General features: G+C 71.7%; 22 protein-coding genes. 5 read left to right on the top strand and 17 right to left on the bottom strand.

All coding sequences use genetic code 11. The annotated features are described in order from the left end of the window. Nucleotides 1–180 precede the first annotated feature (180 nt). Entirely contained in the window at nt 181–957 is a 777-nt protein-coding gene (pgl, locus tag AWQ68_RS07550; RefSeq protein WP_066936839.1) for a 6-phosphogluconolactonase, read from the top strand. A gap of 152 nt (nt 958–1,109) precedes the next feature. On the opposite strand, the gene AWQ68_RS45645 is transcribed toward pgl, so the two are convergent. After that, nucleotides 1,110–1,538, bottom strand: a complete 429-nt coding sequence (locus AWQ68_RS45645; protein ID WP_066936837.1) for a hypothetical protein — start codon at nt 1,536–1,538, stop codon at nt 1,110–1,112. Then, complete coding sequence (locus AWQ68_RS07540; protein ID WP_066936834.1) at nt 1,498–2,010, bottom strand: hypothetical protein; 513 nt, start codon at nt 2,008–2,010, stop codon at nt 1,498–1,500. The genes AWQ68_RS45645 and AWQ68_RS07540 overlap by 41 nt, the downstream gene beginning before the upstream one ends. 70 nt (nt 2,011–2,080) lie before the next feature. Here AWQ68_RS07540 and AWQ68_RS07535 point away from each other — a divergent pair, with 70 nt between their 5' ends. Further along, on the top strand, nt 2,081–2,440 hold the full coding sequence (locus AWQ68_RS07535; protein WP_066936830.1) for a hypothetical protein: 360 nt from the start codon (nt 2,081–2,083) through the stop codon (nt 2,438–2,440). A 46-nt stretch (nt 2,441–2,486) separates the two neighbouring features. On the opposite strand, the gene AWQ68_RS07530 is transcribed toward AWQ68_RS07535, so the two are convergent. Beyond that, a complete protein-coding gene (locus AWQ68_RS07530) occupies nt 2,487–3,518 on the bottom strand; it encodes a GNAT family N-acetyltransferase (protein ID WP_066936827.1) in 1,032 nt (343 codons plus the stop codon). Between the two features lie 191 nt (nt 3,519–3,709). Between AWQ68_RS07530 and AWQ68_RS07525 the strand changes: the two genes are divergently transcribed. Further along, nucleotides 3,710–5,107 (top strand): NAD(P)/FAD-dependent oxidoreductase, encoded by a 1,398-nt coding sequence (locus AWQ68_RS07525; RefSeq protein WP_066936824.1) that lies wholly within the window; start codon nt 3,710–3,712, stop codon nt 5,105–5,107. Between the two features lie 107 nt (nt 5,108–5,214). Then, nucleotides 5,215–6,831, top strand: a complete 1,617-nt coding sequence (locus tag AWQ68_RS07520) for an amidohydrolase (protein WP_066936820.1) — start codon at nt 5,215–5,217, stop codon at nt 6,829–6,831. Nucleotides 6,832–6,947: 116 nt separating this feature from the next. Here the strand turns inward: AWQ68_RS07520 and AWQ68_RS07515 are convergent, their stop codons facing one another. The 11 genes from AWQ68_RS07515 to uvrA form a co-directional block, all read right to left on the bottom strand. Then, nucleotides 6,948–7,295, bottom strand: coding sequence for an RNA polymerase-binding protein RbpA (locus tag AWQ68_RS07515; protein ID WP_082776862.1), 348 nt, complete (start codon nt 7,293–7,295; stop codon nt 6,948–6,950). Between the two features lie 126 nt (nt 7,296–7,421). Beyond that, nucleotides 7,422–7,652 carry a preprotein translocase subunit SecG gene (gene secG, locus AWQ68_RS07510; RefSeq protein ID WP_061255550.1) on the bottom strand — a complete coding sequence of 77 codons (231 nt, stop codon included), beginning with the start codon at nt 7,650–7,652 and terminating at the stop codon, nt 7,422–7,424. A gap of 109 nt (nt 7,653–7,761) precedes the next feature. Beyond that, nucleotides 7,762–8,544: a triose-phosphate isomerase gene (tpiA, locus tag AWQ68_RS07505; RefSeq protein WP_084463750.1), complete on the bottom strand. Its 783-nt coding sequence runs from the start codon at nt 8,542–8,544 to the stop codon at nt 7,762–7,764. Further along, nucleotides 8,541–9,731: a phosphoglycerate kinase gene (locus AWQ68_RS07500; protein WP_066936816.1), complete on the bottom strand. Its 1,191-nt coding sequence runs from the start codon at nt 9,729–9,731 to the stop codon at nt 8,541–8,543. Before AWQ68_RS07500 ends, tpiA begins: the two co-directional genes overlap by 4 nt. Continuing rightward, a complete protein-coding gene (gene gap / locus AWQ68_RS07495; RefSeq protein ID WP_066936811.1) occupies nt 9,731–10,735 on the bottom strand; it encodes a type I glyceraldehyde-3-phosphate dehydrogenase in 1,005 nt (334 codons plus the stop codon). Before gap ends, AWQ68_RS07500 begins: the two co-directional genes overlap by 1 nt. A gap of 221 nt (nt 10,736–10,956) precedes the next feature. Next, the gene (gene whiA, locus AWQ68_RS07490) at nt 10,957–11,937 is read right to left on the bottom strand and encodes a DNA-binding protein WhiA (RefSeq protein WP_066936809.1); all 981 of its coding nucleotides are present in this window, start codon (nt 11,935–11,937) and stop codon (nt 10,957–10,959) included. Nucleotides 11,938–12,000: 63 nt separating this feature from the next. After that, entirely contained in the window at nt 12,001–12,969 is a 969-nt protein-coding gene (locus AWQ68_RS07485) for a gluconeogenesis factor YvcK family protein (protein WP_373281507.1), read from the bottom strand. After that, nucleotides 12,966–13,838, bottom strand: coding sequence for an RNase adapter RapZ (gene rapZ / locus AWQ68_RS07480; protein ID WP_066936806.1), 873 nt, complete (start codon nt 13,836–13,838; stop codon nt 12,966–12,968). Before rapZ ends, AWQ68_RS07485 begins: the two co-directional genes overlap by 4 nt. Further along, a complete protein-coding gene (gene uvrC, locus AWQ68_RS07475) occupies nt 13,838–15,820 on the bottom strand; it encodes an excinuclease ABC subunit UvrC (RefSeq protein WP_066936803.1) in 1,983 nt (660 codons plus the stop codon). The genes rapZ and uvrC overlap by 1 nt, the downstream gene beginning before the upstream one ends. Before the next feature lie 72 nt (nt 15,821–15,892). After that, nucleotides 15,893–16,315 (bottom strand): Rieske (2Fe-2S) protein, encoded by a 423-nt coding sequence (locus AWQ68_RS07470; RefSeq protein WP_066936800.1) that lies wholly within the window; start codon nt 16,313–16,315, stop codon nt 15,893–15,895. A 517-nt stretch (nt 16,316–16,832) separates the two neighbouring features. Beyond that, nucleotides 16,833–19,673, bottom strand: coding sequence for an excinuclease ABC subunit UvrA (gene uvrA / locus AWQ68_RS07465; protein ID WP_066936797.1), 2,841 nt, complete (start codon nt 19,671–19,673; stop codon nt 16,833–16,835). Nucleotides 19,674–19,899: 226 nt separating this feature from the next. Between uvrA and AWQ68_RS07460 the strand changes: the two genes are divergently transcribed. Next, nucleotides 19,900–20,550 carry an MBL fold metallo-hydrolase gene (locus AWQ68_RS07460; protein ID WP_066936794.1) on the top strand — a complete coding sequence of 217 codons (651 nt, stop codon included), beginning with the start codon at nt 19,900–19,902 and terminating at the stop codon, nt 20,548–20,550. Between the two features lie 22 nt (nt 20,551–20,572). Here the strand turns inward: AWQ68_RS07460 and AWQ68_RS07455 are convergent, their stop codons facing one another. The 3 genes from AWQ68_RS07455 to AWQ68_RS07445 all read right to left on the bottom strand — a co-directional run bounded on the left by AWQ68_RS07455 (nt 20,573) and on the right by AWQ68_RS07445 (nt 22,451). Next, nucleotides 20,573–20,866 (bottom strand): hypothetical protein, encoded by a 294-nt coding sequence (locus AWQ68_RS07455; protein WP_066936791.1) that lies wholly within the window; start codon nt 20,864–20,866, stop codon nt 20,573–20,575. A gap of 105 nt (nt 20,867–20,971) precedes the next feature. After that, nucleotides 20,972–21,820: a CDP-diacylglycerol--serine O-phosphatidyltransferase gene (gene pssA, locus AWQ68_RS07450; protein ID WP_066936787.1), complete on the bottom strand. Its 849-nt coding sequence runs from the start codon at nt 21,818–21,820 to the stop codon at nt 20,972–20,974. After that, the gene (locus tag AWQ68_RS07445; RefSeq protein ID WP_245655794.1) at nt 21,807–22,451 is read right to left on the bottom strand and encodes a phosphatidylserine decarboxylase; all 645 of its coding nucleotides are present in this window, start codon (nt 22,449–22,451) and stop codon (nt 21,807–21,809) included. The genes pssA and AWQ68_RS07445 overlap by 14 nt, the downstream gene beginning before the upstream one ends. Nucleotides 22,452–22,563 lie beyond the last annotated feature (112 nt).

Genomic DNA, 22,563 nt, shown 5'->3' with positions numbered 1-22,563 from the left:
TCTTCGCCGCAGCGAGGATCAGGCCAGACGGACGCCTCACAAGGCGGAGGGGAAGGCCGGAGCGGAGCCTCCGGCCGACTTTCCGTGCCGCGGCGGCCACGCGGCGAGGCGCCGTCTGGGCCGCGTGCGGCAGGGCGTTATTTGTCAGAGGCGACTCAGCCCGATGGAGAAGGAACAGCCGTGAGTGTCCCCAACGTCATCGTCCACCGCGACGCGGAGGTGCTCGCCCAGGCCGTGGCGGCCCGCCTGATCACCCGCCTGGCCGACACCCAGGCGGCCCGCGGGTCGGCCCATCTCGTGCTGACCGGCGGCACCGTCGGCATCGCGACGCTCGCGGCGCTCGCCGGGTCGAAGGCGCGCGACGCCATCGACTGGCGCGCCCTCGACGTGTGGTGGGGCGACGAGCGTTTCCTGCCCGCGGGCGACCCCGAGCGCAACGAGACCGGCGCCCGCGCGGCGCTGCTCGACCACGTGGACCTGGATCCGGCGCGTGTCCACGCCATGCCGGCGGCGGACTCCGGACTGACCGCCGAGGAGGCGGCCGAGGTCTACGCGGCCGAGCTGGAGAAGGCATCCCGTCCGGAGGACCACGGCCCGGTTCCGTCGTTCGACGTGCTGCTGCTCGGCATGGGCCCGGACAGCCACGTCGCGTCGCTGTTCCCCGGGCAGCCCGCCCTCTACGAGGAGGAGCGCTCGGTCGTCGCGGTGCACGGTTCGCCGAAGCCGCCGCCCACCCGCCTGTCGCTCACCTTCCCGGCGATCAGGACCGCGCGCGAGGTGTGGATCGTCGCCGCGGGCGCGGAGAAGGCGCAGGCCGTCCACCTCGCGCTGTCGGGGGCGGGCCCGATCCAGGTCCCGGCCGCCGGGGCCCGCGGCAGCCGCCGGACCCTGTTCCTGCTCGACCGCGCCGCGGCCGGCAAGATCCCGCCCGGCCTCGGCCGCATCGCCTCCCCCTGACCCGGCGCGATATGGCGCTCGCTTCGCTCGCGGGCCTGCGAGGGGCGCGGCGGGGAAGTAGCCGACGAGCGAGCGGGCGAGGAACGAGTCCCGAGTGAGGAGGGCACGAGCCGACTTGGGGCGCCCCGAGCCCGCCGAGCGCAGCGAGGCAATCAGGGCAGGGTGGCGCGGGCGTGGGTGGCCTTCTCACGGGCGGTCGCGGCGGCCCGCGCGGCCGTCGCCTCGTCCCGCTCGGCCACGCGCAGCCGCTGCTCGGCGTCTTCCAGGCGTTCCCTGGCCGCGGCGAGCCGGTCCTCCAGGGCGGCCACCTCGGCGGCGCGCCGGTCGCGCTCACCAGCCGCCGCCTCCCTCTCGGCGGTCCACTCGGCGTGGCGCGCCTCCGCCTCCGCGGCGGCCCGGTCGGCCTCCTCGGCGGCGCGCCGCAGCGCCTCGGCCCGGCGCTCCCGGGCCTGCCGTTCCCGCTCTCGCCGCTCCCCCGCCCGGCCCTCCGCGGCTTCCCGCTCCGGCTCGCGTCGTACGCGCTCGCGTGCGCGCGGCCTCTCAGGGCGTCCTGGCGCGCCCGTACGGGCCGTGCGGGGCAATCGGGGCGGGGACGAAGCCGCTGTAGCTCAGAGGGGCTGTCAGGCGTCCCTGGCGCACCCGCTCGGCGGCGTCCGCGTCCACGATGGCGGCGTCGAGCGTCTGTTCGACCTCGGGAAGGGCGGCCGGGCGGCGCCCCCCGGCCTCGGCGTCTTCGGCGATGAGGCGGGAGAGCCGCCCGGTCAGCTCGGAACGCCGGCCGGTCAACTCCGAGAGCGCCTCCGCGTCCTGCTCGTGCCAGGCCGTCCGCAGCCGCTCCCCGAGGTCGAGCAGCTCGCCGATCTCCTCGGGATGGCGCCGCACCGCCTGGTTCACCGCCCAGGCCGCGACGGTGGGGCGGCGCAGGTTCCCGACCTCACGGGCCAGGTCGGCGTTTCCCGCGGCTTTGATCTCCTTGGCCAGCGCGTCGCGCGCGGCGGTGAACTCGTTCGGTGGCAGGCCGTACAGCCGGTCGGCGGCCGCGTTGAGGTCCACCCTCGATCTCTACCCGCGATCTCGGCCGCCGGTAGGCGCGTGATCGCGGGAAATCTGGCAGATTGGACCTATGCCGGACGCCCCCCTGCCCCGCGACGAGCTGCGCGCGACCGTCGAGGCCCGCCGCGAGCTCGGTCCCGAATACGAATCCGCGCTGACGGAGGCCTTCCTCGACCGCATCGAGGCCACCATCGCGCAACGTGTCAAGGCGGAAGCCGACAGCCGGCTCCCCGACCCGCGCCACTCCACGTGGGCGGAGCAGCAGGACCGCAAGCGCCACCTCGGTCTTGCCCTCGGCTCGCTCGGCATCTCCATCCCGCTCACCGGCGCGGCCACGTTCTCCGCCGGCATACCGGGGCTGGTGATCGTGTGGACCGGCATCGTCGCGGTCAACGTCGCCTACGCCCTCGGCCAGCGCCGGCGGCGGTAGCGACCTCCTGAGCCGCCGCACGCCGGGATGATCCCTGTGACCGGGTTCAGCTCGGGGAGCTTGTCGTCGCCACGCCCACGGGCATCCGCGCCTCGACCACACCGGGGTCCTCGGTGTAGGTGAGCGTGGCGCCGAGGGAGAGCAGGAGCGCCCGCATGCGGGCGTTGTCGGACAGGAACGAGGCCCTGACCTCCGCGAGGCCGAGGTCGCGCGCCGCCTCCAGAAGCATCCGGGCGAGGATCGCGCCGAGGCCGCGTCCCTGCCAGCGGTCCTCCACCAGCAGGGCCATCTCGGCGGTTCCGGGCTCCGCGCCGAACTGCAGGTTGGCCATGGCGACCACCTGGCCGTCGTGCCCGGCCACGAGGGAGTGGCCGCGGTCGCGGTCGCAGAGCCGTTCAAACATCCGGGGCGGCAGCGTCGGCATGGACGTGAAGTAGCGGAACCTGCGGGACTCGGGCGAGCAGCGCTCGTGCAGGTCCCGGACCGCCTCGCGGTAGAGCGAGGTCAGCGGCCTGATCACGACTTCGGTGCCGTCGCCGAGCCGTACCGGCCGCTCGGACCTCTGCGCCTCGGCGGGCGGCTGCGCGAGCCGTACGAGCGCGGCGGCGCGGGCCGCCTCCGTGAGGGTGAACGGCAGCCCCGCCCGGCGCAGCCGGATCGCGCGCTTCGGCGCCACGGGCACCGTGAGCAGGGTCGGGTCGGGCAGGTCGGAGAGGTCGCCACCGTAGACCCAGCGGGCGTCGTCGGCCCGCATCAGCTCGCGCAGGATCTCCGGGAGCCGCCAGGGCGTGGAGCGCAGGCGGGCGGCGAGCAGCAGCGCGCGGGTGGGCTCGTCGGTGAGGTCGTGGGCGGTCGCGGAGACGACCTGGACGCGGCGCCCGCCGGCGGACTCCAGGGCGGCGCGCACGGTCTCGGCGGAGGCGGGGATCTCGGCGACGAACTCGTCCACCGTGCCGTCCGTGTCCGGCTGGACGGACAGGCCGAGGATGTTCCCGCCCTTGTCGGCCAACGCCGTCGCCAGCGAGGCCAGCCGCCCGGGCCGCTCGTCCACCGTCGTCCTGATCCGCAAGAACCCCATCGATACCGCTCCCTCCGTGTTGAGGCAATCCTGTCGTAGATCTGTTACGCGATTGCTACACGAAGGTGTGCCGACCGTTTCACCCTGGAAAATCCTGTCATGGGCGACGTTATCGGCACGCCAGCCGACGTTTCGCAACGACTTCCGCAGCGAGGTTCTCCAGCTGGTACGGATATAGCAGGATATGCCTCATGAACGCTCCGCTGTCCCCAGATTTCGTCAACGGCGATGTGTCCTTCTGGTATCGATCCCTGGGTATCCCCGCCCCCGGCGGCCGGCTCGACGGCGACAGGGAGGTGGACGTCGCGATCGTCGGCGGGGGCTACACCGGCCTGTGGACCGCCTACTACCTGAAGAAGGCCGACCCCTCCCTGCGGGTGGCGGTCCTGGAGAAGGAGTTCGCCGGGTTCGGCGCGTCCGGACGCAACGGCGGCTGGCTGACGGGGGCGCTCGCGGGCTCGCCGGAGCGGTACGCCAAGACCCACGGACGGGAGGCCACCCAGCGGTTGCAGCGGGAGATGTTCGCCGCGATCGACGAGGTCATCGCGGTCTGCGCCGCCGAGGGCATCGACGCGGACATCGTCAAGGGAGGGCTGTTCAACGTCGCGCGGGGCCCGGCTCAGGAGGCCCGGCTGCGCGCCGAGATCGCCGGGCAGCGTGAGTGGGGCTGGACCGAGGAGGACGTCCGCCTGCTCACGCCCGCCGAGAGGGACGAGCGGCTGCGCGTGTCGGGAGCGGTCGCCGCCACCTGGAGCCCGCACTGCGCCCGGGTCCAGCCCGCCAAGCTCGCCCGAGGGCTCGCGGACGCCGTACGCGCCCTGGGCGTGGACCTCTTCGAGGGCACGCCCGTGACGGAGATCGAGCCGGGCCGCGCGGTCACGCCGTACGGCGCCGTGCGGGCCGCGCACGTGCTGCGCTGCACGGAGGGGTTCACCGCCACGATCCCGGGCCACCACCGCGACTGGCTCCCCATGAACAGCTCGCTGATCGTCACCGAGCCGCTGCCGCCCGAGGTGTGGGAGACGATCGGCTGGGAGGGCCGCGAACTGCTCGGGGACATGGCGCACTACTACATGTACGCGCAGCGCACCGCGGACGACCGCATCGCGTTCGGCGGGCGCGGCCGCCCCTACCTGTACGGCTCGCGCGTGGACGACCGCGGCCACACCCACGACTGGACCGTGGACGCGCTGTGGGGCCTGCTGACGTCGTTCTTCCCCGCCGTGGCGTCCTCCCGGGTGGCGCACGCATGGTCGGGCGTCCTCGGCGTGCCGCGCGACTGGTGCGCGACCGTGGGCCTGGACCGCGCGACGGGGCTCGGCTGGGCGGGCGGATACACCGGGCACGGCGTGACCACGACCAACCTGGCCGGGCGGACGCTGCGCGACCTGGTGCTCGGGCGGGAGACGCCGCTCACCGGCCTGCCCTGGGTGGGCCGCCGCGTCCGCGCCTGGGAGCCGGAGCCGCTGCGCTGGCTCGGGGTCCACTCGATGTACCGCCTGTACCGCGTCGCCGACGCCCGCGAGGCCGGGGGCATGCGCACGACCTCCGTGCTGGCCCGCGTCGCCGACATGATCACCGGTCACTGACCTCTCCCGCGCGTCCGGGCACTCCGGGCGCGCGGATACCGTTTCGCCACCACGTCGGCGCGGATGACGTGGAACGACCCATGAGCACATGAAGAAAGAGGGCGATCGTGAGCTCCTCCATCCTGTTCCGCGGCGGCCGGGTCCTCACCCCCGGCGGATTCGCCGAGGCGGTGCTCGTGCGCGACGGCGTCATCGCCGCCGTCGGCGCCGAGTCCGACCTCGTACGGCTCTCGCCCGGCGCCGAGCCGGTGGACCTGCGCGGCGGGCTGCTGACGCCGGGCTTCGTCGACGCCCACATCCACCCCGTGCAGGCGGGACTGGAGCGGGCCGCCTGCGACCTGGCCGAGATCTACGGCCTCGACGAATATCTGGCGCGGATCGCGTCGTTCGCCGCCGCGCACCCCGAGAAGACGTGGATCAGCGGCGGCGGCTGGGACATGGCGGCCTTCCCCGGCGGGCTCCCCCACCGCACCCAGCTCGACTTCCTCGACCGGCCCGCGTACCTGATCCAGCGCGACCACCACGCGGCGTGGGTCAACACGCGCGCCCTCGAACTGGCCGGGATCACCAAGGACACGCCCGACCCGGCCGACGGGCGGATCGAGCGCGACCCCGACGGCACCCCGAGCGGCGTCCTGCACGAGGGGGCGATGGACCTCGTCGGCCTGCTCACGCCGCGCCCGACCGCCGCCGACGTCGAGGCGGCCCTGCTGGAGGCGCAGCAGTACCTGTTCACCCTCGGCGTCACCGGGTGGCAGGACGCCATCGTGGGCTCCTACGCGGGCTCGGACGACCAGCTTCCCGCGTACCTCTCCGCGGCCTCCAGCGGCCGTCTCAAGGCCCGCGTGGTGGGCGCCCTGTGGTGGGACCGCGCCCGCGGGGCCGAGCAGATCCCCGAGCTGCTGGAGCGGCGCGCCCGCGCCGAGGGCCTCGACCGCTTCCGCGCCACCTCAGTGAAGATCATGCAGGACGGCATCGCGGAGAACTTCACCGCCGCCGTCATCGAGCCCTACTGCCGCTGCGGCGGCACCGGCCTGTCGTACGTGGACCCGGAGCTCCTCAAGGGGTACGTCAAGGAGCTCGACGCCCACGGGTTCCAGGTGCACTTCCACGCCATCGGGGAGCGCGCCGTGCGGGAGGCGCTGGACGCGCTCACCGGCACGTCCCCGCAGAACCGGCACCACATCGCCCACCTGCAGATCGTCACGCCCCAGGACGTGCCGCGCTTCGCCGCCCTCGGCGTCACCGCGAACCTCCAGACGCTGTGGGCCACGCACCACGCCCAGATGGACGAGCTGTGCATCCCCTACCTGGGCGAGGAGCGCTCGGCCTGGCAGTACCCCTTCGCCGATCTCGTACGGCACGGCACCCGGCTGGCGGCCGGATCGGACTGGCCGGTCACATCCGCCGACCCGCTGCAGGCGGTCCACGTGGCGGTCAACCGGACCGAACCCGGCAGTTCGGTCCACGCGTCCTACCCGACCGCGCAGACCCCGTTCCTTCCCGGCCAGAGCATCGACCTGCGCACCGCGCTGACGGCGTACACCGCCGGGTCGGCCTGGCTGAACCGCTCGCCCGCCGGGGTGATCGAGGAGGGCCGTCCCGCCGACCTGGTCGTGCTCGACCGCGATCCCTTCGCCCTCGACCCCACGGACATCTGGACGACCGGCGTGCGGATGACCTTCGTCGACGGGGAGTGCGTCGCGGACAACACGGCCCGCTGACGGCGGTTCCCGGTTCGCCCGCTCGTACGGCTCAGCCCGGACACGACGAGGCCCCCGTTCCACAGGGGAACGGGGGCCTCGCGCGATACCGTGAGACGGGCCTGGGTGCGATGCGGCTAGTAGATCGGACGCGACGAGGACCGCAGCCGCTCCAGGGCCTCGGCCAGGATCTGCGCGCCGTCCTTGTCGCTGCGCCGCTCCTTCACGTACGCGAGATGCGTCTTGTACGGCTCGTTTCGCGGCGGAGCGGGCGGGTTCGCCTCGTCCTGACCGGCCGGCAGCCCGCACCGGGGGCAGTCCCAGTGCTCAGGGATGGCCGCGTCGCTGGCGAAGCTGGGACGCGTCTCGTGCATGTTCGCGCACCAGAACGAGACCCGCACTCGGGGGGCCGCCTCGCCGCGTTCGGCCTCCCCCATGGGGCCCGCACCGACTCGGCTGCCACGGATCGCGTTGCCACTACCCACGAATGAACTCCTCGCTCTCACGCCCCGCGGGACACGGGGGAAAGATGAATCTATGTCACGTGTCGCCGCAGATGAGCCATTTCTGCCCGATTTTTTACAGCCTGACCGTTTTTGGCGTTACGGCCGTTACGGCTTGAGCAGCAGGCCCAGCGCGATGATGCAGACGAACCACACCACGCCTGTGATGATCGTGAGGCGGTCGAGGTTGCGCTCGACCACCGCCGACCCGCCGAACGACGACGAGAACCCGCCGCCGAACATGTCCGTGAGACCACCACCCTTGCCCTTGTGCAGCAACACGAGCAGCACCATCAGGGCGCTCGACAGAATGAGGGCGATGGAGATTCCGATAATCACCGTTGACCTGTTCCTATGACTCGCGCAGGTGCGCGACACCAGCGGTGTGACGATTCAATCTTGCCCTATGAGGGTACGACTTGTTGTCAAGTCGCACCCTCCGAACGGCTCAGCCCGCCGACATCTCGCCAAAGCGGGAAATCTTCACGAACCCACCCGGGTCGAGGCTGGCCCCTCCGACGAGGGCGCCGTCCACGTCGGGCTGTGCCATGATCCCGGCGATGTTGTCGGACTTGACCGATCCTCCGTAAAGGATACGGACGGCCGCGGCCACCTCGCCGTCGTAAAGCTCGGCGAGTCGCGTCCGGATCGCCCCGCAGACCTCCTGCGCGTCCTCCGGGGTGGCGACCTCGCCGGTCCCGATCGCCCAGACCGGCTCGTACGCCACGACCAGGGACTTCGCCTGCTCGGCGGAGATCCCGTCGAGGGCGCCGTCGAGCTGGGCCAGGGTGTGCGGCACCTGCTCGCCGGCCTGGCGGACCGGCAGGCCCTCGCCGACGCAGAGGATCGGCGTGATCCCGTGCCGGTAGGCCGCCTTCACCTTGGCGTTGCACACGGCCTCGTCCTCGCCGTGGTACTGCCGCCGCTCCGAGTGACCCACCAGCACGTAGGTGCAGCCGAGCTTGGCCAGCATCGCGCCGGAGATCTCCCCGGTGTAGGCCCCCGCGTCGTGCTGGGACAGGTCCTGCCCGCCGTACGTGATCTGGAGCTTGTCCCCGTCCACCAGGGTCTGCACGCTGCGCAGGTCGGTGAACGGCGGGAGGACCGCGACGTCGACGGCGTCGAAGTCCTTGGCGGTGAGGGAGAACGCCAGCTTCTGCACCAGGTTGATGGCCTCGAGGTGGTTGAGGTTCATCTTCCAGTTGCCGGCGATGAGCGGCTTGCGGCTCACGAGTCCTCCAGAGCTGCGAGTCCGGGCAGGGTCTTGCCCTCGAGGTATTCGAGGCTCGCCCCGCCACCGGTGGAAATGTGCGAGAAGCCGTCCTCCGGCAGGCCCAGGCGGCGCACGGCCGCCGCGGAGTCGCCGCCGCCGACCACGGTGAACGCGTCGGAGGCGATCAGCGCCTCGGCCACGGCCCGGGTGCCGCCCGCGAACGCGTCGAACTCGAACACGCCCATCGGGCCGTTCCAGAAGACGGTCCGCGCGTCGGCCAGCTTGGAGGCGAACAGCTCGCGGGTACGCGGGCCGATGTCGAGCCCCTGCCGGTCGGCCGGGATCGCGGTCGCGTCCACCGCCTCGTGCGGCGCGTCCGGCGCGAACTCCGTCGCCGCCAGCACGTCCACCGGGAGCACCAGATCGACGCCGCGCTCCTTCGCCTCCGCCAGGAAGCCGCGCACCTGGTCGAGCTGGTCCTCCTGCAGCAGCGAGCCGCCGACCTCGTGGCCCTGCGCCGCGAGGAAGGTGTAGGCCATGCCGCCGCCGATCAGCAGCCGGTCGACCTTGGACAGCAGGTTGGCGATGACGCCCAGCTTGTCGGAGACCTTCGCGCCGCCGAGCACCACCACGTACGGACGGGCCGGGTCCTCGGTGAGGCGCCTGAGCACCTCGACCTCGGCCACGATCAGGCCGCCGGCCGCGTGCGGCAGCCGCCTGGGCACGTCGTAGACGCTGGCGTGCTTGCGGTGGACGGCGCCGAAGCCGTCGCCGACGTACAGCTCGGCCAGGGCGGCCAGCCGGTCGGCGAACGCGCCGCGGACCTCGTCGTCCTTGGACTCCTCACCCGGCTCGAAGCGCAGGTTCTCCAGGAGCGCCACCTGGCCGTCCTGCAGCGCGGCCACGGTGGCCTGCGCGGACTCGCCGACCACGTCCGTGGCGAACGCGACGTGCTCACCGAGCAGCTCCGACAGCCGGCGCGCGACCGGCGCGAGGGAGTACTTCGGGGTGGGCGATCCCTTGGGGCGGCCGAGGTGGGCGCAGACGATCACCTTGGCGCCGCTGTCGAGCAGCTTCCTGATCGTCGGCACCGACGCGCGGATCCGCCCGTCATCGGTGATCGTCTCCCCGTCGAGAGGGACGTTGAGGTCGGCGCGCACGAGCACGCGCCGACCCTTCACGTCGAGCGAGTCGATGGTCCGCATCAGAGAGAGGCGCCCACGTACTCGATGAGGTCGGCGAGGCGGTTGGAGTAGCCCCACTCGTTGTCGTACCAGCCGACGGCCTTGATCTGGTTGCCGATCACCTTGGTGAGGCCGGCGTCGAAGATGCAGGAGGCCGGGTCGGTGACGATGTCGGAGGAGACGATCTCGTCCTCGGTGTAGCTGAGGACGCCCTTCAGCGGGCCCTCGGCGGCGGCCTTCAGCGCGGCGTTGACCTCCTCGACCGAGGTCTCGCGGCGGACCTCGACGGTCAGGTCGGTGGCCGAGCCGGTGGGGATCGGCACGCGCAGCGCGTAGCCGTCGAGCTTGCCCTTGAGCTCGGGCAGGACCAGGCCGATCGCCTTGGCGGCGCCGGTGGAGGTCGGAACGATGTTCAGCGCGGCGGCGCGGGCCCGGCGCAGGTCCTTGTGCGGGCCGTCCTGCAGGTTCTGGTCCTGCGTGTACGCGTGGATCGTGGTCATCAGACCCTTCTCGATGCCGAAGGTGTCGTTGATGACCTTGGCCATGGGGGCCAGGCAGTTGGTCGTGCACGACGCGTTGGAGATGATCGTGTGCGCGGCCGGGTCATAGGTGTCGTGGTTGACGCCCATGACGATCGTCACGTCCTCGTTCTTCGCCGGAGCGGAGATGATGACCTTCTTGGCGCCGTTGTCGGCGTGCACCTTGGCCTTGGTGGCGTCGGTGAACAGGCCGGTCGACTCGACGACCACGTCGACGCCCAGGTCGCCCCACGGCAGCTTGGCGGGGTCACGCTCGGCGAAAGCCTTGATGGCCTTGCCGTCCACGGTGATCTCGTCCGCCGAGGCCTTCACCTCGTACGGCAGGCGGCCAAGGATGCTGTCGTACTTCAGCAGGTGGGCAAGAGTGGCATTGTCGGTCAGGTCGTTGACCGCGACGATCTCGATGTCCTTACCGCTGGCTGCCACAGCGCGCCAGAAATTGCGGCCGATACGGCCGAAGCCGTTGACGCCTACGCGGATGCTCACGGAATCGGTCTCCTCGTACGTCGTGCGCCGGCTGCCCGGCGACAGGGCTGGCTTTGAAACCTCAGTCTCAGACCTTATCCGACTCAAATTGGTTTAGACCAACGCGGCCCCACCGCTGATCGGGACCGGCAAAGCGGGCGTCAGCGAGGGGTGCGCACGGCAAAGCGGCCGGTTCGCACGCGCAAACCGGCCGCCATGAATGTGCGAGGAGGAAGCCGAGGTCAGGGGGCCAGCATCTCGGCCGTCAGGTTGGCCTCGGTGTTGGCGATGCCCAGGTCCTGGGCGCGCTTGTCGGCCATCGCGAGCAGCCGCCTGATCCGCCCCGCGATGGCGTCCTTGGTCAGCGGCGGGTCGGCGATCTGGCCGAGCTCCTCCAGCGACGCCTGCTTGTGCTCGACCCGGAGCCGCCCGGCGATCACCAGGTGCTCGGGCGCGTCGTCGCCGAGGATCTCCAGCGCCCGCTGGACCCGGGCGCCCGCCGCGACGGCGGCCCTGGCCGACCTGCGGAGGTTGGCGTCGTCGAAGTTGGCCAGCCGGTTCGCCGTGGCCCGGACCTCGCGGCGCATCCGCCGCTCCTCCCAGGCCAGCACGCTGTCGTGCGCGCCGAGCCGGGTGAGCAGGGCGCTGATCGCGTCGCCGTCGCGGACCACGACCCGGTCCACGCCGCGCACCTCGCGCGCCTTGGCGTGGATCTTCAGCCGCCGGGCGGAGCCGACCAGAGCCAGCGCCGCCTCGGGTCCCGGGCAGGTCACCTCCAGCGACATCGACCGTCCGGGCTCCGTCAGCGAGCCGTGCGCCAGGAAGGCGCCGCGCCAGGCCGCCTCCGCGTCGCACGTCGCGCCCGAGACCACCTGGCGGGGCAGCCCGCGGACCGGGCGGCCGTGGTTGTCGATCAGGCCCGTCTGCCGGGCCAGCGCCTCGCCGTCGCGGTAGACGCGGACGACGTAGCGCGAGCCCTTGCGCAGCCCCGCGGGGGCCAGCACCAGCACCTCGGCCTTGTGGCCGAACACCTCGCCGATGTCCCTGATCAGGCGGCGGGCTGTGACGTTGGTGTCGAGCTCTGCCTCGATCACGATCCGTCCGCCCACCAGGTGAAGGCCGCTCGCGAACCGCAACAGCGTCGAGACCTCGGCCTTACGGCAGCAGGGCTTCAGCACCGAAAGGCGGCTCAGCTCGTCCTTCACCACACCCGTCATGGCCATCTGCGCGTGTCCTCCCCCAAACAGACTTTGGCAGCCAGTCTCTCGCACCTCAGAGGGCCGGTCTCACCGCTTCTCACGGAAAATCTCGTCCAGGACGTTGGCAAGACGTGGTCCGTCGTGCCGGGGAGATCCGTCACAAGCGCCCACATCGGCCAATATGAGACGCGCTCCCAGGGACACCACCGCCTTCTCCAACTCGCGCGGATCGCCGACCACGCCGTTGTCGGCGAGCACCGCGTCGACGGCGAGCGACGGGGCGTGCTCCCTGAGCACCTCCAGATGCTTCTCGGGGGAGAAACCATCCGTCTCACCCGGCTGGGGGGCCAGGTTGAGGACCACCAGCCGCCGCGCGGTCGTGGCGTGCAGCGCCTGGGCCAGCTCGGGGACCTTGAGGTGCGGCAGGACGCTGGTGAACCAGGACCCCGGCCCGAACACCACCCAGTCGGCATCGTGGATGGCCTGCACCGCCTGCGGGCAGGCCGGCGGGTCCGGCGGGAGCAGCGAGATCGCCCGGACCCGGCCGGGCGTCAGCGCGCACGCCACCTGGCCGCGTACCGTCGTGACCTCGCCGTCCAGCTCGACCTCGGCCTGGATGTCCAGCGGGACCGACGCCATGGGCAGCACCCGGCCATGGGCGCCGAGCAGGCGTCCCACCCAGTCGAGCCCCTGGACCGGATCGTCGAGCAGCTCCCACAGCGCGACGATCAGCAGGTTGCCGACCGCGTGCCCGTGCAGCTCCCCCTCGCTGCGGAAGCGGTGCTGGACGACCCGGCTCCACGTCTGGCCCCACTCGTCGTCGCCGCACAGCGCGGCGAGGGCCATGCGCAGGTCGCCGGGCGGGATGACGCCAAGCTCACGCCTCAGACGGCCGCTGGAGCCCCCGTCGTCGGCCACCGTGACAATGGCCGTGAGGTCGCGTGCCACCGTCCTCAGCGCCGACAGGGACGCGTACAGGCCGTGTCCTCCGCCGAGGGCGACCACTTTCGGGCCGGAGGAGCCGCCGTCCTCGCTCCCCTCGTCCTGAACCGTCACTCGCGCCCCACATCGCGGTGGCTGACCTGCACCTCGATGCCGCGGTCGCGCAGCCGCACGCCGAGCTGCTCGGCCATGGCCACGCTGCGGTGCTTGCCGCCGGTGCAGCCGACGGCGAGCGTCGCGTAGCTCTTGCCCTCGCGCGCGTAGCCGGCGGCCACCACCCCGAAGACCTCCTCGTACGCGTCGAGGAACTCCTTGGCCCCGATCTGGCCGAGGACGTACTCGCGGACGGAGGCGTCCAGGCCGCTCATCGGGCGCAGCTCGGGGACCCAGTGCGGATTCGGCAGGAAGCGGCAGTCCACCACGAGGTCGGCGTCCACCGGCAGGCCGTACTTGTAGCCGAAGGAGACCACGTTGACCTTGAGGCCCGGCCGGTCCTCGCCGCCGAAGAAGGAGACGATCTTGTTGCGCAGCTCGTGGACGTTGAGCGAGGAGGTGTCGATTATGAGGTCGGCGTTGGCCCGGACCTCGCGCAGGATGCCGCGCTCGCGCGCGATGCCGTCCACCAGCCGCCCGTCGCCCTGCAACGGGTGCGGACGGCGCACGTTCTCGAACCGGCGCACCAGCTCCTCGTCGCTGGCCTCCAGGAAGACCACGCGGAACCCGACCCCACGGCCGTCCAGCTCGCCGATCGCCGCGTTCAGGTCGGAGGTGAAGGCGAGGCTGCGCACGTCGACGACCGCCGCCACCTTGTCCGCGGCCAGCTTGACCCGGCCCGCCTCCTCCGCCAGGGAGAACAGCAGCCCCGGCGGCAGGTTGTCGATGACGAACCAGCCCAGATCCTCAAGGGCCTTGGCGGCGGTGCTACGGCCCGCCCCCGACATGCCCGTGACGATCACGAACGCCGGCTCTCTCGCAGCGCACATCAGTCGCTCACCGCTTTCTCTCGGTCGGCGTCCCGCGCGCCGCTCAGCGCGGTCACAATGGCCTCGGCCGTCGCGGGACCGATGCCGGGGACCTCACGGATCTCGGCCACGCCCGCCTCGCGCAGCCGCTTCAGCGACCCGAAGTGCCGGAGAAGCGCCTGCCTGCGGGCGGGGCCGAGGCCGGGGACCTCGTCGAGCGCGCTCTCCTTGAGGGCTCTGGATCGCTTCGAACGATGGTAGGCGATGGCGAACCGGTGCGCCTCGTCGCGAACGCGCTGCAGGAGGTAAAGGCCCTCGCTCGACCTCGGGAGGATCACCGGCTGGTCGTCGCCCGGCAACCACACCTCCTCCAGCCGCTTGGCGAGGCCGCAGACCGCGACGTCGTCCACGCCGAGCTCGTCCAGCGCGCGCTGGGCGGCCGCCGCCTGCGCGGGGCCGCCGTCGACCACGACCAGGTTCGGCGGGTAGGCGAACTTGCGCGGCCGCCCGGTGTCGGGGTCGATCGGCAGGCCGGTGCGGGGGTCGGCGCCCTCGTCCTCCGCTCCGTCGCCGGCCGCCGACTCGGGGGCGGGCTCGGCGCCCAGCTCGCCGGTCGCCGACCGCTCCTCCAGATAGCGCTTGAACCTGCGCGAGATGACCTCGTGGATGGAGGCGACGTCGCCCTCGGCGTGCTTGATGGAGAACCGGCGGTACTCGCTCTTGCGGGCCAGGCCGTCCTCGAACACCACCATGGAGGCGACCACGTCGGTGCCCTGGATGTGCGAGATGTCGTAGCACTCGATCCGCAGCGGCGCCTGGTCCAGGCCGAGCGCGTCGGCGATCTCCTGCAGCGCCCGGCTGCGGGTGGTGAGGTCGCTCGCGCGCCGGAGCTTGTGCTGGGCCAGGGACTCCTTGGCGTTGCGCTCGACGGTCTCCATCAGGCTCTTCTTGTCTCCGCGCTGCGGCACGCGCAGATCGACCCGGGCGCCCCGCTGCTCGGACAGCAGCTCGGCCAGGGCGTCCGCGTCCGGCGGCAGCGCGGCGACCAGGATCTCCCGGGGGATCGCGGCCTCGCCGTACATCTGGAGCAGGAAGTGCTCCACCAGGTCGCCTGGAGTGGCCTCCTCGACCTTGTCGACCACCCAGCCGCGCTGGCCCCGGATGCGGCCGCCGCGCACGTAGAAGACCTGGACGGCCGCTTCAAGCGGGTCCTCGGCCAGGGCGATCACGTCGCAGTCGGTGTCGTCGCCGAGCACGACGGTCTGCTTCTCCAGAGCCCGCTGGAGCGCCTGGATGTCGTCGCGCAGCCGGGCGGCCCGCTCGTACTCCTCCACCGCGGCGGCCTCGCGCATGGCCTTCTCGAGCCGCTTGATGAACCGGCCGGTGTTGCCCGACATGAAGTCGCAGAAGTCCTCGGCGAGGGCGCGGTGCTCCTCCGGGGTGACGCGCCCCACGCAGGGGGCGGAGCACTTGTCGATGTATCCGAGCAGGCACGGCCGCCCGATCTGGCCGGCCCGCTTGAACACCCCGGCCGAGCAGGTGCGCACCGGGAACACGCGCAGCAGCAGGTCGACCGTCTCCCTGATCGCCCAGGCGTGGGAGTAGGGCCCGAAGTAGCGCGTCCCCTTGCGCTTGGCGCCGCGCAGCACCTGCACGCGGGGGAAATCCTCCCCCATCGTCACCGCGAGGTACGGATAGGACTTGTCGTCCCGGTACTTCACGTTGAACCGGGGGTCGAACTCCTTGATCCAGGAGTATTCGAGCTGGAGCGCCTCGACCTCGGTGCCGACCACCGTCCAGTCGACGCCGGCCGCCGTGGTGAGCATCGTCTGGGTCCGCGGGTGCAGGCCGGCGAAATCCGCGAAGTACGAATTGAGCCGCTGGCGCAGGCTCTTGGCCTTGCCCACGTAGATCACCCGGCCGCCGGGGTCGCGGAAGCGGTAGACGCCCGGGGAGTCGGGAATCGCTCCAGGCGCTGGTCGATAGGTTGCCGGATCCGCCACAAATGCAAGCCTACTGTCAGCGACCGACAAAGCAGATCGCGATCGTGCGGCGGACGGGCCGGGGACGGCCCGTCAGAGGATCACGATGCTGTCGCCGTCCACCCGGAGCGGGAACTCCTTGAGCGGCGCGCCGGCCGGGCCGCGCAGGCAGGCGCCGGTGTCGAGCGCGAACGCGCTCCCGTGGCAGGGGCACTCCACGGCCTTGTCCGCGAACCGGCCGACGAGGCAGCCCTTGTGCGGGCAGGTCGCGGTGAACGCCTTGAACACGCCCTCCGACGGCTGGGTGAGCACGATCTTCCAGTCCATGATCAGGGTGCCGCCGCCGACCGGGACGTCGGCCACCTTCGCGATGGGCTTCCCCTTGATCCCGGGTGGCACCACCGGCTCCGGCGGCACGCCCACACCGCATCCGGCGAGCGCGACGCCGCACGCGGCGACGCCCGCGGTCCCGAGCACCTGGCGGCGCGTGGGCATGGACGGGGAGCTGCTCGTCATGGTGGATTTTCCTTCTCGGGATCGGGGTGTGACTCCAGCCTATGGACGGGAGCCGCCGCCCCCGCATTCGCCCCGGCCGCACAGGCCGACGCGTCGGGCCGAGGCGGACGGCCGAGGCGGACGGCCGAGGCGGACGGCCGAGGCGGACGGCCGAGGCGGACGGCCGAGGCGGACGGCCGTTGAGACCCGGGCGCATGCGGCCGTTGGGCACGCGGACCCGGCGCGACCACTCCTGCCGCAACCACGCCCGGTGCGCCCGCTCCCCCGACCGCCTCCACCCTCGTCGCTTCCGGCCGGGGCGAGGCGATGCCGGCCGGGGCGGCGATCGGCCTTTCCAGGGCGCGGCGAGCGCAAGCAGGGCCGGGGCTGCGACCCGACCTCGGGACGCCGGCCCGTCGACCGCCCCGCGTCAGGTCGCCGACCGGTTCACCCGCGTCGTTCGTGGCCGCCGGAAAACCGGCCCCTCCACGACGACGCCGGCGCCGGGGCCGCCGTCCGACGCCCCGCATGGTCGCGGTCAGACGCCGAGGATCTTGCGCAGGAAGAGGCCGGTGTGGCTCCCCTCGACGAGGGCGACCTCCTCCGGAGTGCCGGTGGCGACGACCGTGCCGCCTCGCGAGCCGCCCTCCGGGCCCATGTCGATGATCCAGTCCGCGGTCTTGATCACGTCCAGGTTGTGCTCGATGACGATGACCGTGTTGCCGTTGTCCACGAGCCGGTTGAGCACGCCCAGCAGCCGCCGGATGTCCTCGAAGTGCAGACCGGTGGTCGGCTCGTCCAGGACGTAGATGGTGCGGCCGGTCGAGCGGCGCTGCAGCTCGGAGGCGAGCTTCACGCGCTGGGCCTCGCCTCCGGAGAGCGTGGTCGCCGGCTGGCCGAGCCGTACGTAGCCGAGGCCGACGTCGTGCAGCGTCTGCAGGTGCCGCCGGATCGCCGGGATGGCGTCGAAGAACCCCAGCGCCTCCTCAATCGGCATGTCCAGGACCTCGGAGATCGTCTTGCCCTTGTAGTGGACCTCCAGGGTCTCCCGGTTGTAGCGCGCGCCGTGGCAGACCTCGCACGGGACGTAGACGTCCGGCAGGAAGTTCATCTCGATCTTGATCGTGCCGTCGCCCGCGCAGGCCTCGCACCGGCCGCCCTTGACGTTGAAGCTGAACCGGCCGGGCAGGTAGCCGCGGATCTTCGCCTCGGTGGTCGCCGCGAACAGCTTGCGCACGTGGTCGAAGACGCCGGTGTAGGTGGCGGGGTTGGAGCGCGGCGTGCGCCCGATCGGGGACTGGTCCACGTGCACGACCTTGTCCACCAGGTCGGTGCCGGTCACCCGCGAGTGGCGGCCGGGGACCGTGCGCGCGCCGTTCAGCTCCTTGGCCAGCGCGGCGTAGAGGATGTCGTTGACCAGCGTGGACTTGCCGGAGCCCGAGACGCCGGTGACGGCGGTGAAGACGGCGAGCGGGAACTCCACGTCGACGCCCTTGAGGTTGTGCTCGCGGGCGCCCTTGACGACGAGCTGCCGCTTGCGGTCGCGCTTGCGCCGCTCGTCCGGGACCTCGATCGCCCGGCGGCCGGACAGGTAGGCGCCGGTGAGCGACTGCTCGCTGGCGAGCAGCTCCTCGACCGTGCCGGACACGACCACCTGGCCGCCGTGCTCGCCCGCGCCGGGGCCGATGTCGACGACCCAGTCGGCCGCCGCGATGGTGTCCTCGTCGTGCTCGACGACGATGAGCGTGTTGCCCATGTCGCGGAGCCGGATGAGGGTCTCGAGCAGCCGGTGGTTGTCCCGCTGGTGCAGGCCGATCGACGGCTCGTCCAGCACGTACAGCACGCCGACGAGGCCGGAGCCGATCTGGGTGGCCAGGCGGATGCGCTGCGCCTCGCCGCCGGCGAGCGTGCCCGCGGCCCGGTCGAGCGTGAGGTAGTCGAGGCCGACGTCGAGGAGGAAGCCGAGCCGCGCGTTGATCTCCTTGACCACCCGCTCGGCGATGTGCGCGTCGCGATCGGACAGCTCCAGCGCCGACAGGAAGGCGGCGCAGTCCGCGATCGACATGGCCGACACCTTGGCGATCGAGGCGTCCCCCACCGTCACCGCCAGGGAGACCGGCTTGAGCCGGAACCCCTTACAGGCGGGACACGGGATCTCCCGCATGAAGCCCTCGAACCGCTCGCGCATCGCGTCGCTCTCGGACTCGGCGTGCCTGCGCTGCACCCACGGGATGACGCCCTCGAAGGTGGTGTAGTAGTCGCGCTGGCGGCCGTACCGGTTGCTGTAGCGGATGCGCACCTGCTCGCCGTGGCCGTTCAGGATCGCCTTCTGCGCCTTCTTCGGCAGCCGCTCCCAGGGCGTGTCGAGGTCGAACCCGATCGCGTACCCGAGCGCTTCGAGCAGCCGGACGAAGTAGTCGCTGGTGTGGCCGCCGGACCACGGGCTGATCGCGCCGTCGCCGAGAGTCCGCTCCGGGTCGGGTACGACGAGCTCCGGATCGACCTCCATCCGGGTGCCGAGCCCGGTGCACTCGGGGCACGCGCCGAAGGGCGAGTTGAACGAGAAGGACCGCGGCTCCAGCTCCTCGAACGACAGGTCGTCGTACGGGCAGTACAGGTGCTCGGAGTAGAAGCGCTCGCGACCCGGGTCGTCCTCGGGCAGATCGACGAAGTCGAGCGTGATCGTGCCGCCGGAGAGCTGGAGCGCCGTCTCGATCGAGTCGTTCATCCGGCGGCGCGCGCTCTCCTTGACCGAGAGGCGGTCGACGATGACCTCGATGTCGTGCTTCTCGTACTTCTTGAGCGTGGGCGGCTCCTCCAGGCGGACGATGGTGCCGTCCACCCGGGCCCGGGCGAAGCCCTTGGTCTGCAGCTCGCGGAACAGCTCGGCGTACTCGCCCTTGCGGCCGCGCACGACGGGGGCGAGCACCTGGAAGCGGGTGCCCTCCTCCAGCTCCATCACCCGGTCCACGATCTGCTGCGGGGTCTGCTTGGCGATCGGCCGGCCGCAGGTGGGGCAGTGCGGCTTGCCGATGCGGGCCCAGAGCAGACGGAGGTAGTCGTAGACCTCGGTGATGGTGCCCACGGTGGAGCGCGGGTTGCGGCTCGTCGACTTCTGGTCGATGGAGACGGCCGGGGACAGTCCCTCGATGAAGTCGACGTCGGGCTTGTCCATCTGCCCGAGGAACTGCCGGGCGTAGGAGGACAGCGACTCGACATAGCGCCGCTGGCCCTCGGCGAAGATGGTGTCGAAGGCCAGGCTGGACTTGCCCGAGCCAGAGAGCCCGGTGAAGACGATCAGAGCGTCTCGCGGGAGGTCGAGCGAGACGTCCTTCAAATTGTGCTCACGTGCGCCACGCACGATCAGGCGGTCAGCCACAGCGGTCCCGATAGGTCGTTGGAGTCAACAGAGGTGCACGGGGAGGCTATCCGGAGGCACCGACAATTTCGTGGGGGCCGGAGCCGCCTCCGGTTCGCCGCCGGGGCCCCAGCGGACACTCCGATGGTCGTGTCCCCTGTCAGTCCAGGGTATGGGCTCCTGCGACCGTCCGCCCCCGAGTCGGCGATGATGACCTACGCCCCGGAACCGAGGATGAAGGAGTGGCATGAGCTACACCGGTGACGTGACCAAGGGCGGCCCCGCCGACGTGCGCGAGCTGCCCGGCCTGACCATCTCCAAGATCGAGGTCGGCGACTTCGGCAACAACGCCTACCTGCTGCGCTGCGCGGAGACCGGCGACGGCCTCCTCATCGACGCCGCCGCCGAGCCACGCCGCCTGCTCGCCCTGATCGGGGACCGGCCGATCGGCACCATCGTGACGACCCACCGGCACGGGGACCACTGGATGGCCCTGAAGGAGGTGGCGGCGGCGACCGGGGCGCGGGTGGTGGCCCACCCCCTCGACGCGCCGGAACTGCCGGTCGCCGTGGACCGTACGGTCGAGCACGGCGACCGGATCACCGTCGGCCGGATCCCGCTCGAGGTCATCCACCTGCGCGGGCACACGCCGGGGTCGATCGCGCTGCTGTACGACGGCGCGGGCGGCCACCTGTTCACCGGCGACTCGCTGTTCCCCGGCGGGGTCGGCAACACGCAGAAGGACCCCAAGCGGTTCGATCGGCTCTACACCGACGTCGTCGAGCGGATCTTCGATCGGCTGCCGGACGAGACCTGGGTCTATCCGGGCCACGGCAGGGACACGACCCTCGGCGCCGAGCGCCCGTCGCTGCCGGAGTGGCGCGCCCGCGGCTGGTGACGGTGGGGATCCCCCGGCCGCCTCAGGCGCGTCCGCCCGCCGACCGGACGGCGAACACCTTCAGGATGCGGTCGGCCGCGGCCTCCGGGTCGTCCGTGCTCTCCACGATCTCGCCCCAGGACCACCGGTAGAACCAGCCGTCCGGGGTGGCCACGCAGTCGACCGTCTCGCTGAGCATCGTCGCGGCCGGATCGGTGGCCTTCAACGAGGGGGGATTGGACCGGAGCGCGACGTCGAGTCCCCTGATCTCCAACACCTCGGCCAGCTTGCCGAGGAAGTACGTCCGGGTGTGCTCACGAGGCGGGATAGCGGTCATGCCTCATTAAACAGGGTGATCGCGTAGGCCGGAAGCCGGACACGAAAGCGGAGGGGCCCGGATGTCCATCCGGGCCCCTCCCAATGTGCGTTCCGCGTCGCGCGGTCAGCCGACGTGCTCGTGCTCGGAGCGGCGCGCCCGGCGGCGCTCCCACTTGAAGATCAGAACGCGCAGCGGGATGGCGGCCACGATGGCGATCTGCATGACCGCGCCCACGGTGATGAGCTGGTCGCCCCCGGCCAGGCCGGACGCCCAGATGCTCAGGCAGGCGACGTTGATCATCATCCAGGCGAGGACCACCGCCGCGACGTTGCCCTTGGGCTTGGGGTACTCGATGCGGCTGACCATGAGCCAGGCGACCGCGAAGATGCCGGCGATCGTCACGTAGTTGGGCTGGAAGAGCAGCACGATCGACACGACCGTCATCGCGCCCATGGGGATGGGCAGGCCCATGAAGTCGCCGCTCTTGGTCTTGACGCAGGCGAAGCGGGCCAGCCGTACGACGCCGGCGAGCAGGACGGACGCGGCCGCGCACAGCACCAGCCACAGCGGGAGCCGGCCGGAGAAGCCGCCCCAGATCACGACCATGAAGGCGGGCGCGAAGCCGAAGCTGATCACGTCCGCGAGGTTGTCCAGCTCCGCGCCCATCGCGGACGCGCGGAACTTGCGGGCGACCAGCCCGTCGAACAGGTCACAGGTCGCGCCGATGAGCAGGAGGACCACGGCGGTGCCGAAGAACCGCGGGTCGGGCTCGAACTTGGCGCCGGACCGCTGCAGGAGGTCGGAGATGGCCGACCACGCCAGGACGCAGACGGCGAGGAATCCGCTGAGCGCGTTGCCGAGCGAGAGGGAGTCGGCGGCGGACAGACGGAACGCTTTGCCCACGGGGCCGCGGGGTTCCTCCTCCAGCTCGCCAACCGGCCAGCTCTCAGCGCGGAGCTCAGGCGTGGTCAATGCGAGTCACCCCCGCCACGGTCTTCTGGCCGACGCTCACCGCCGGCTCGATGCCCTCGGGCAGGTAGACGTCCACCCGCGACCCGAACCGGATCAGGCCGACCCGCTCGGTCTGCGCCACCCTGGTGCCCGCGGACAGGTACGGCACGATCCGGCGCGCGACCGCGCCGGCGATCTGCACCATCTCGATGTCGCCGAGCTCGGTGTCGAAGTGCCACACGACACGCTCGTTCTTGTCGCTGTCCTTGTTGAAGGCCGGGACGAACCCGCCGGGCACGTGCTCGACCGAGGTGATCGTGCCGGCCGCGGGCGCGCGGTTGACGTGCACGTTCAGAGGGCTCATGAAGATCGCCACCCGGGTGCGGCCGTCGGGCCACGGGTCGATGCTCTGCACCACGCCGTCGGCCGGCGAGACGATCCGCCCTTCGCCGGGGACGCGCTCGGGGTCGCGGAAGAACCACAGCATCGCGCCGGTGAGCGCCGTGAGCGGCGCCGCGGCCAGGGCCCATCGGGGGGACTTGCGGACGAGGGCCGTGGTGACGACCGCCGCGGCGGCGGTCGGCGCCAGCCACGGCGACACCCCGCGCGCGAGCCGGACCCGGCCTCGGGGATTTTCGGAATCGTTGGACACAGGGAACCTTTGTACTCTTTGCGACAGGGGACCGATATGCGCCTTAACGATCGATATTACCGATCCCGTGGTCATTTGTACGGCACAACGAGACAAGCAAACAGTGTCAATT

This window comes from Microtetraspora fusca (genome assembly GCF_001570365.1).
Lineage (GTDB): Bacteria > Actinomycetota > Actinomycetes > Streptosporangiales > Streptosporangiaceae > Microtetraspora > Microtetraspora fusca.
Note: the sequence above shows the minus strand (reverse complement) of the source record. Positions and strands in the feature narration are given on the sequence as shown.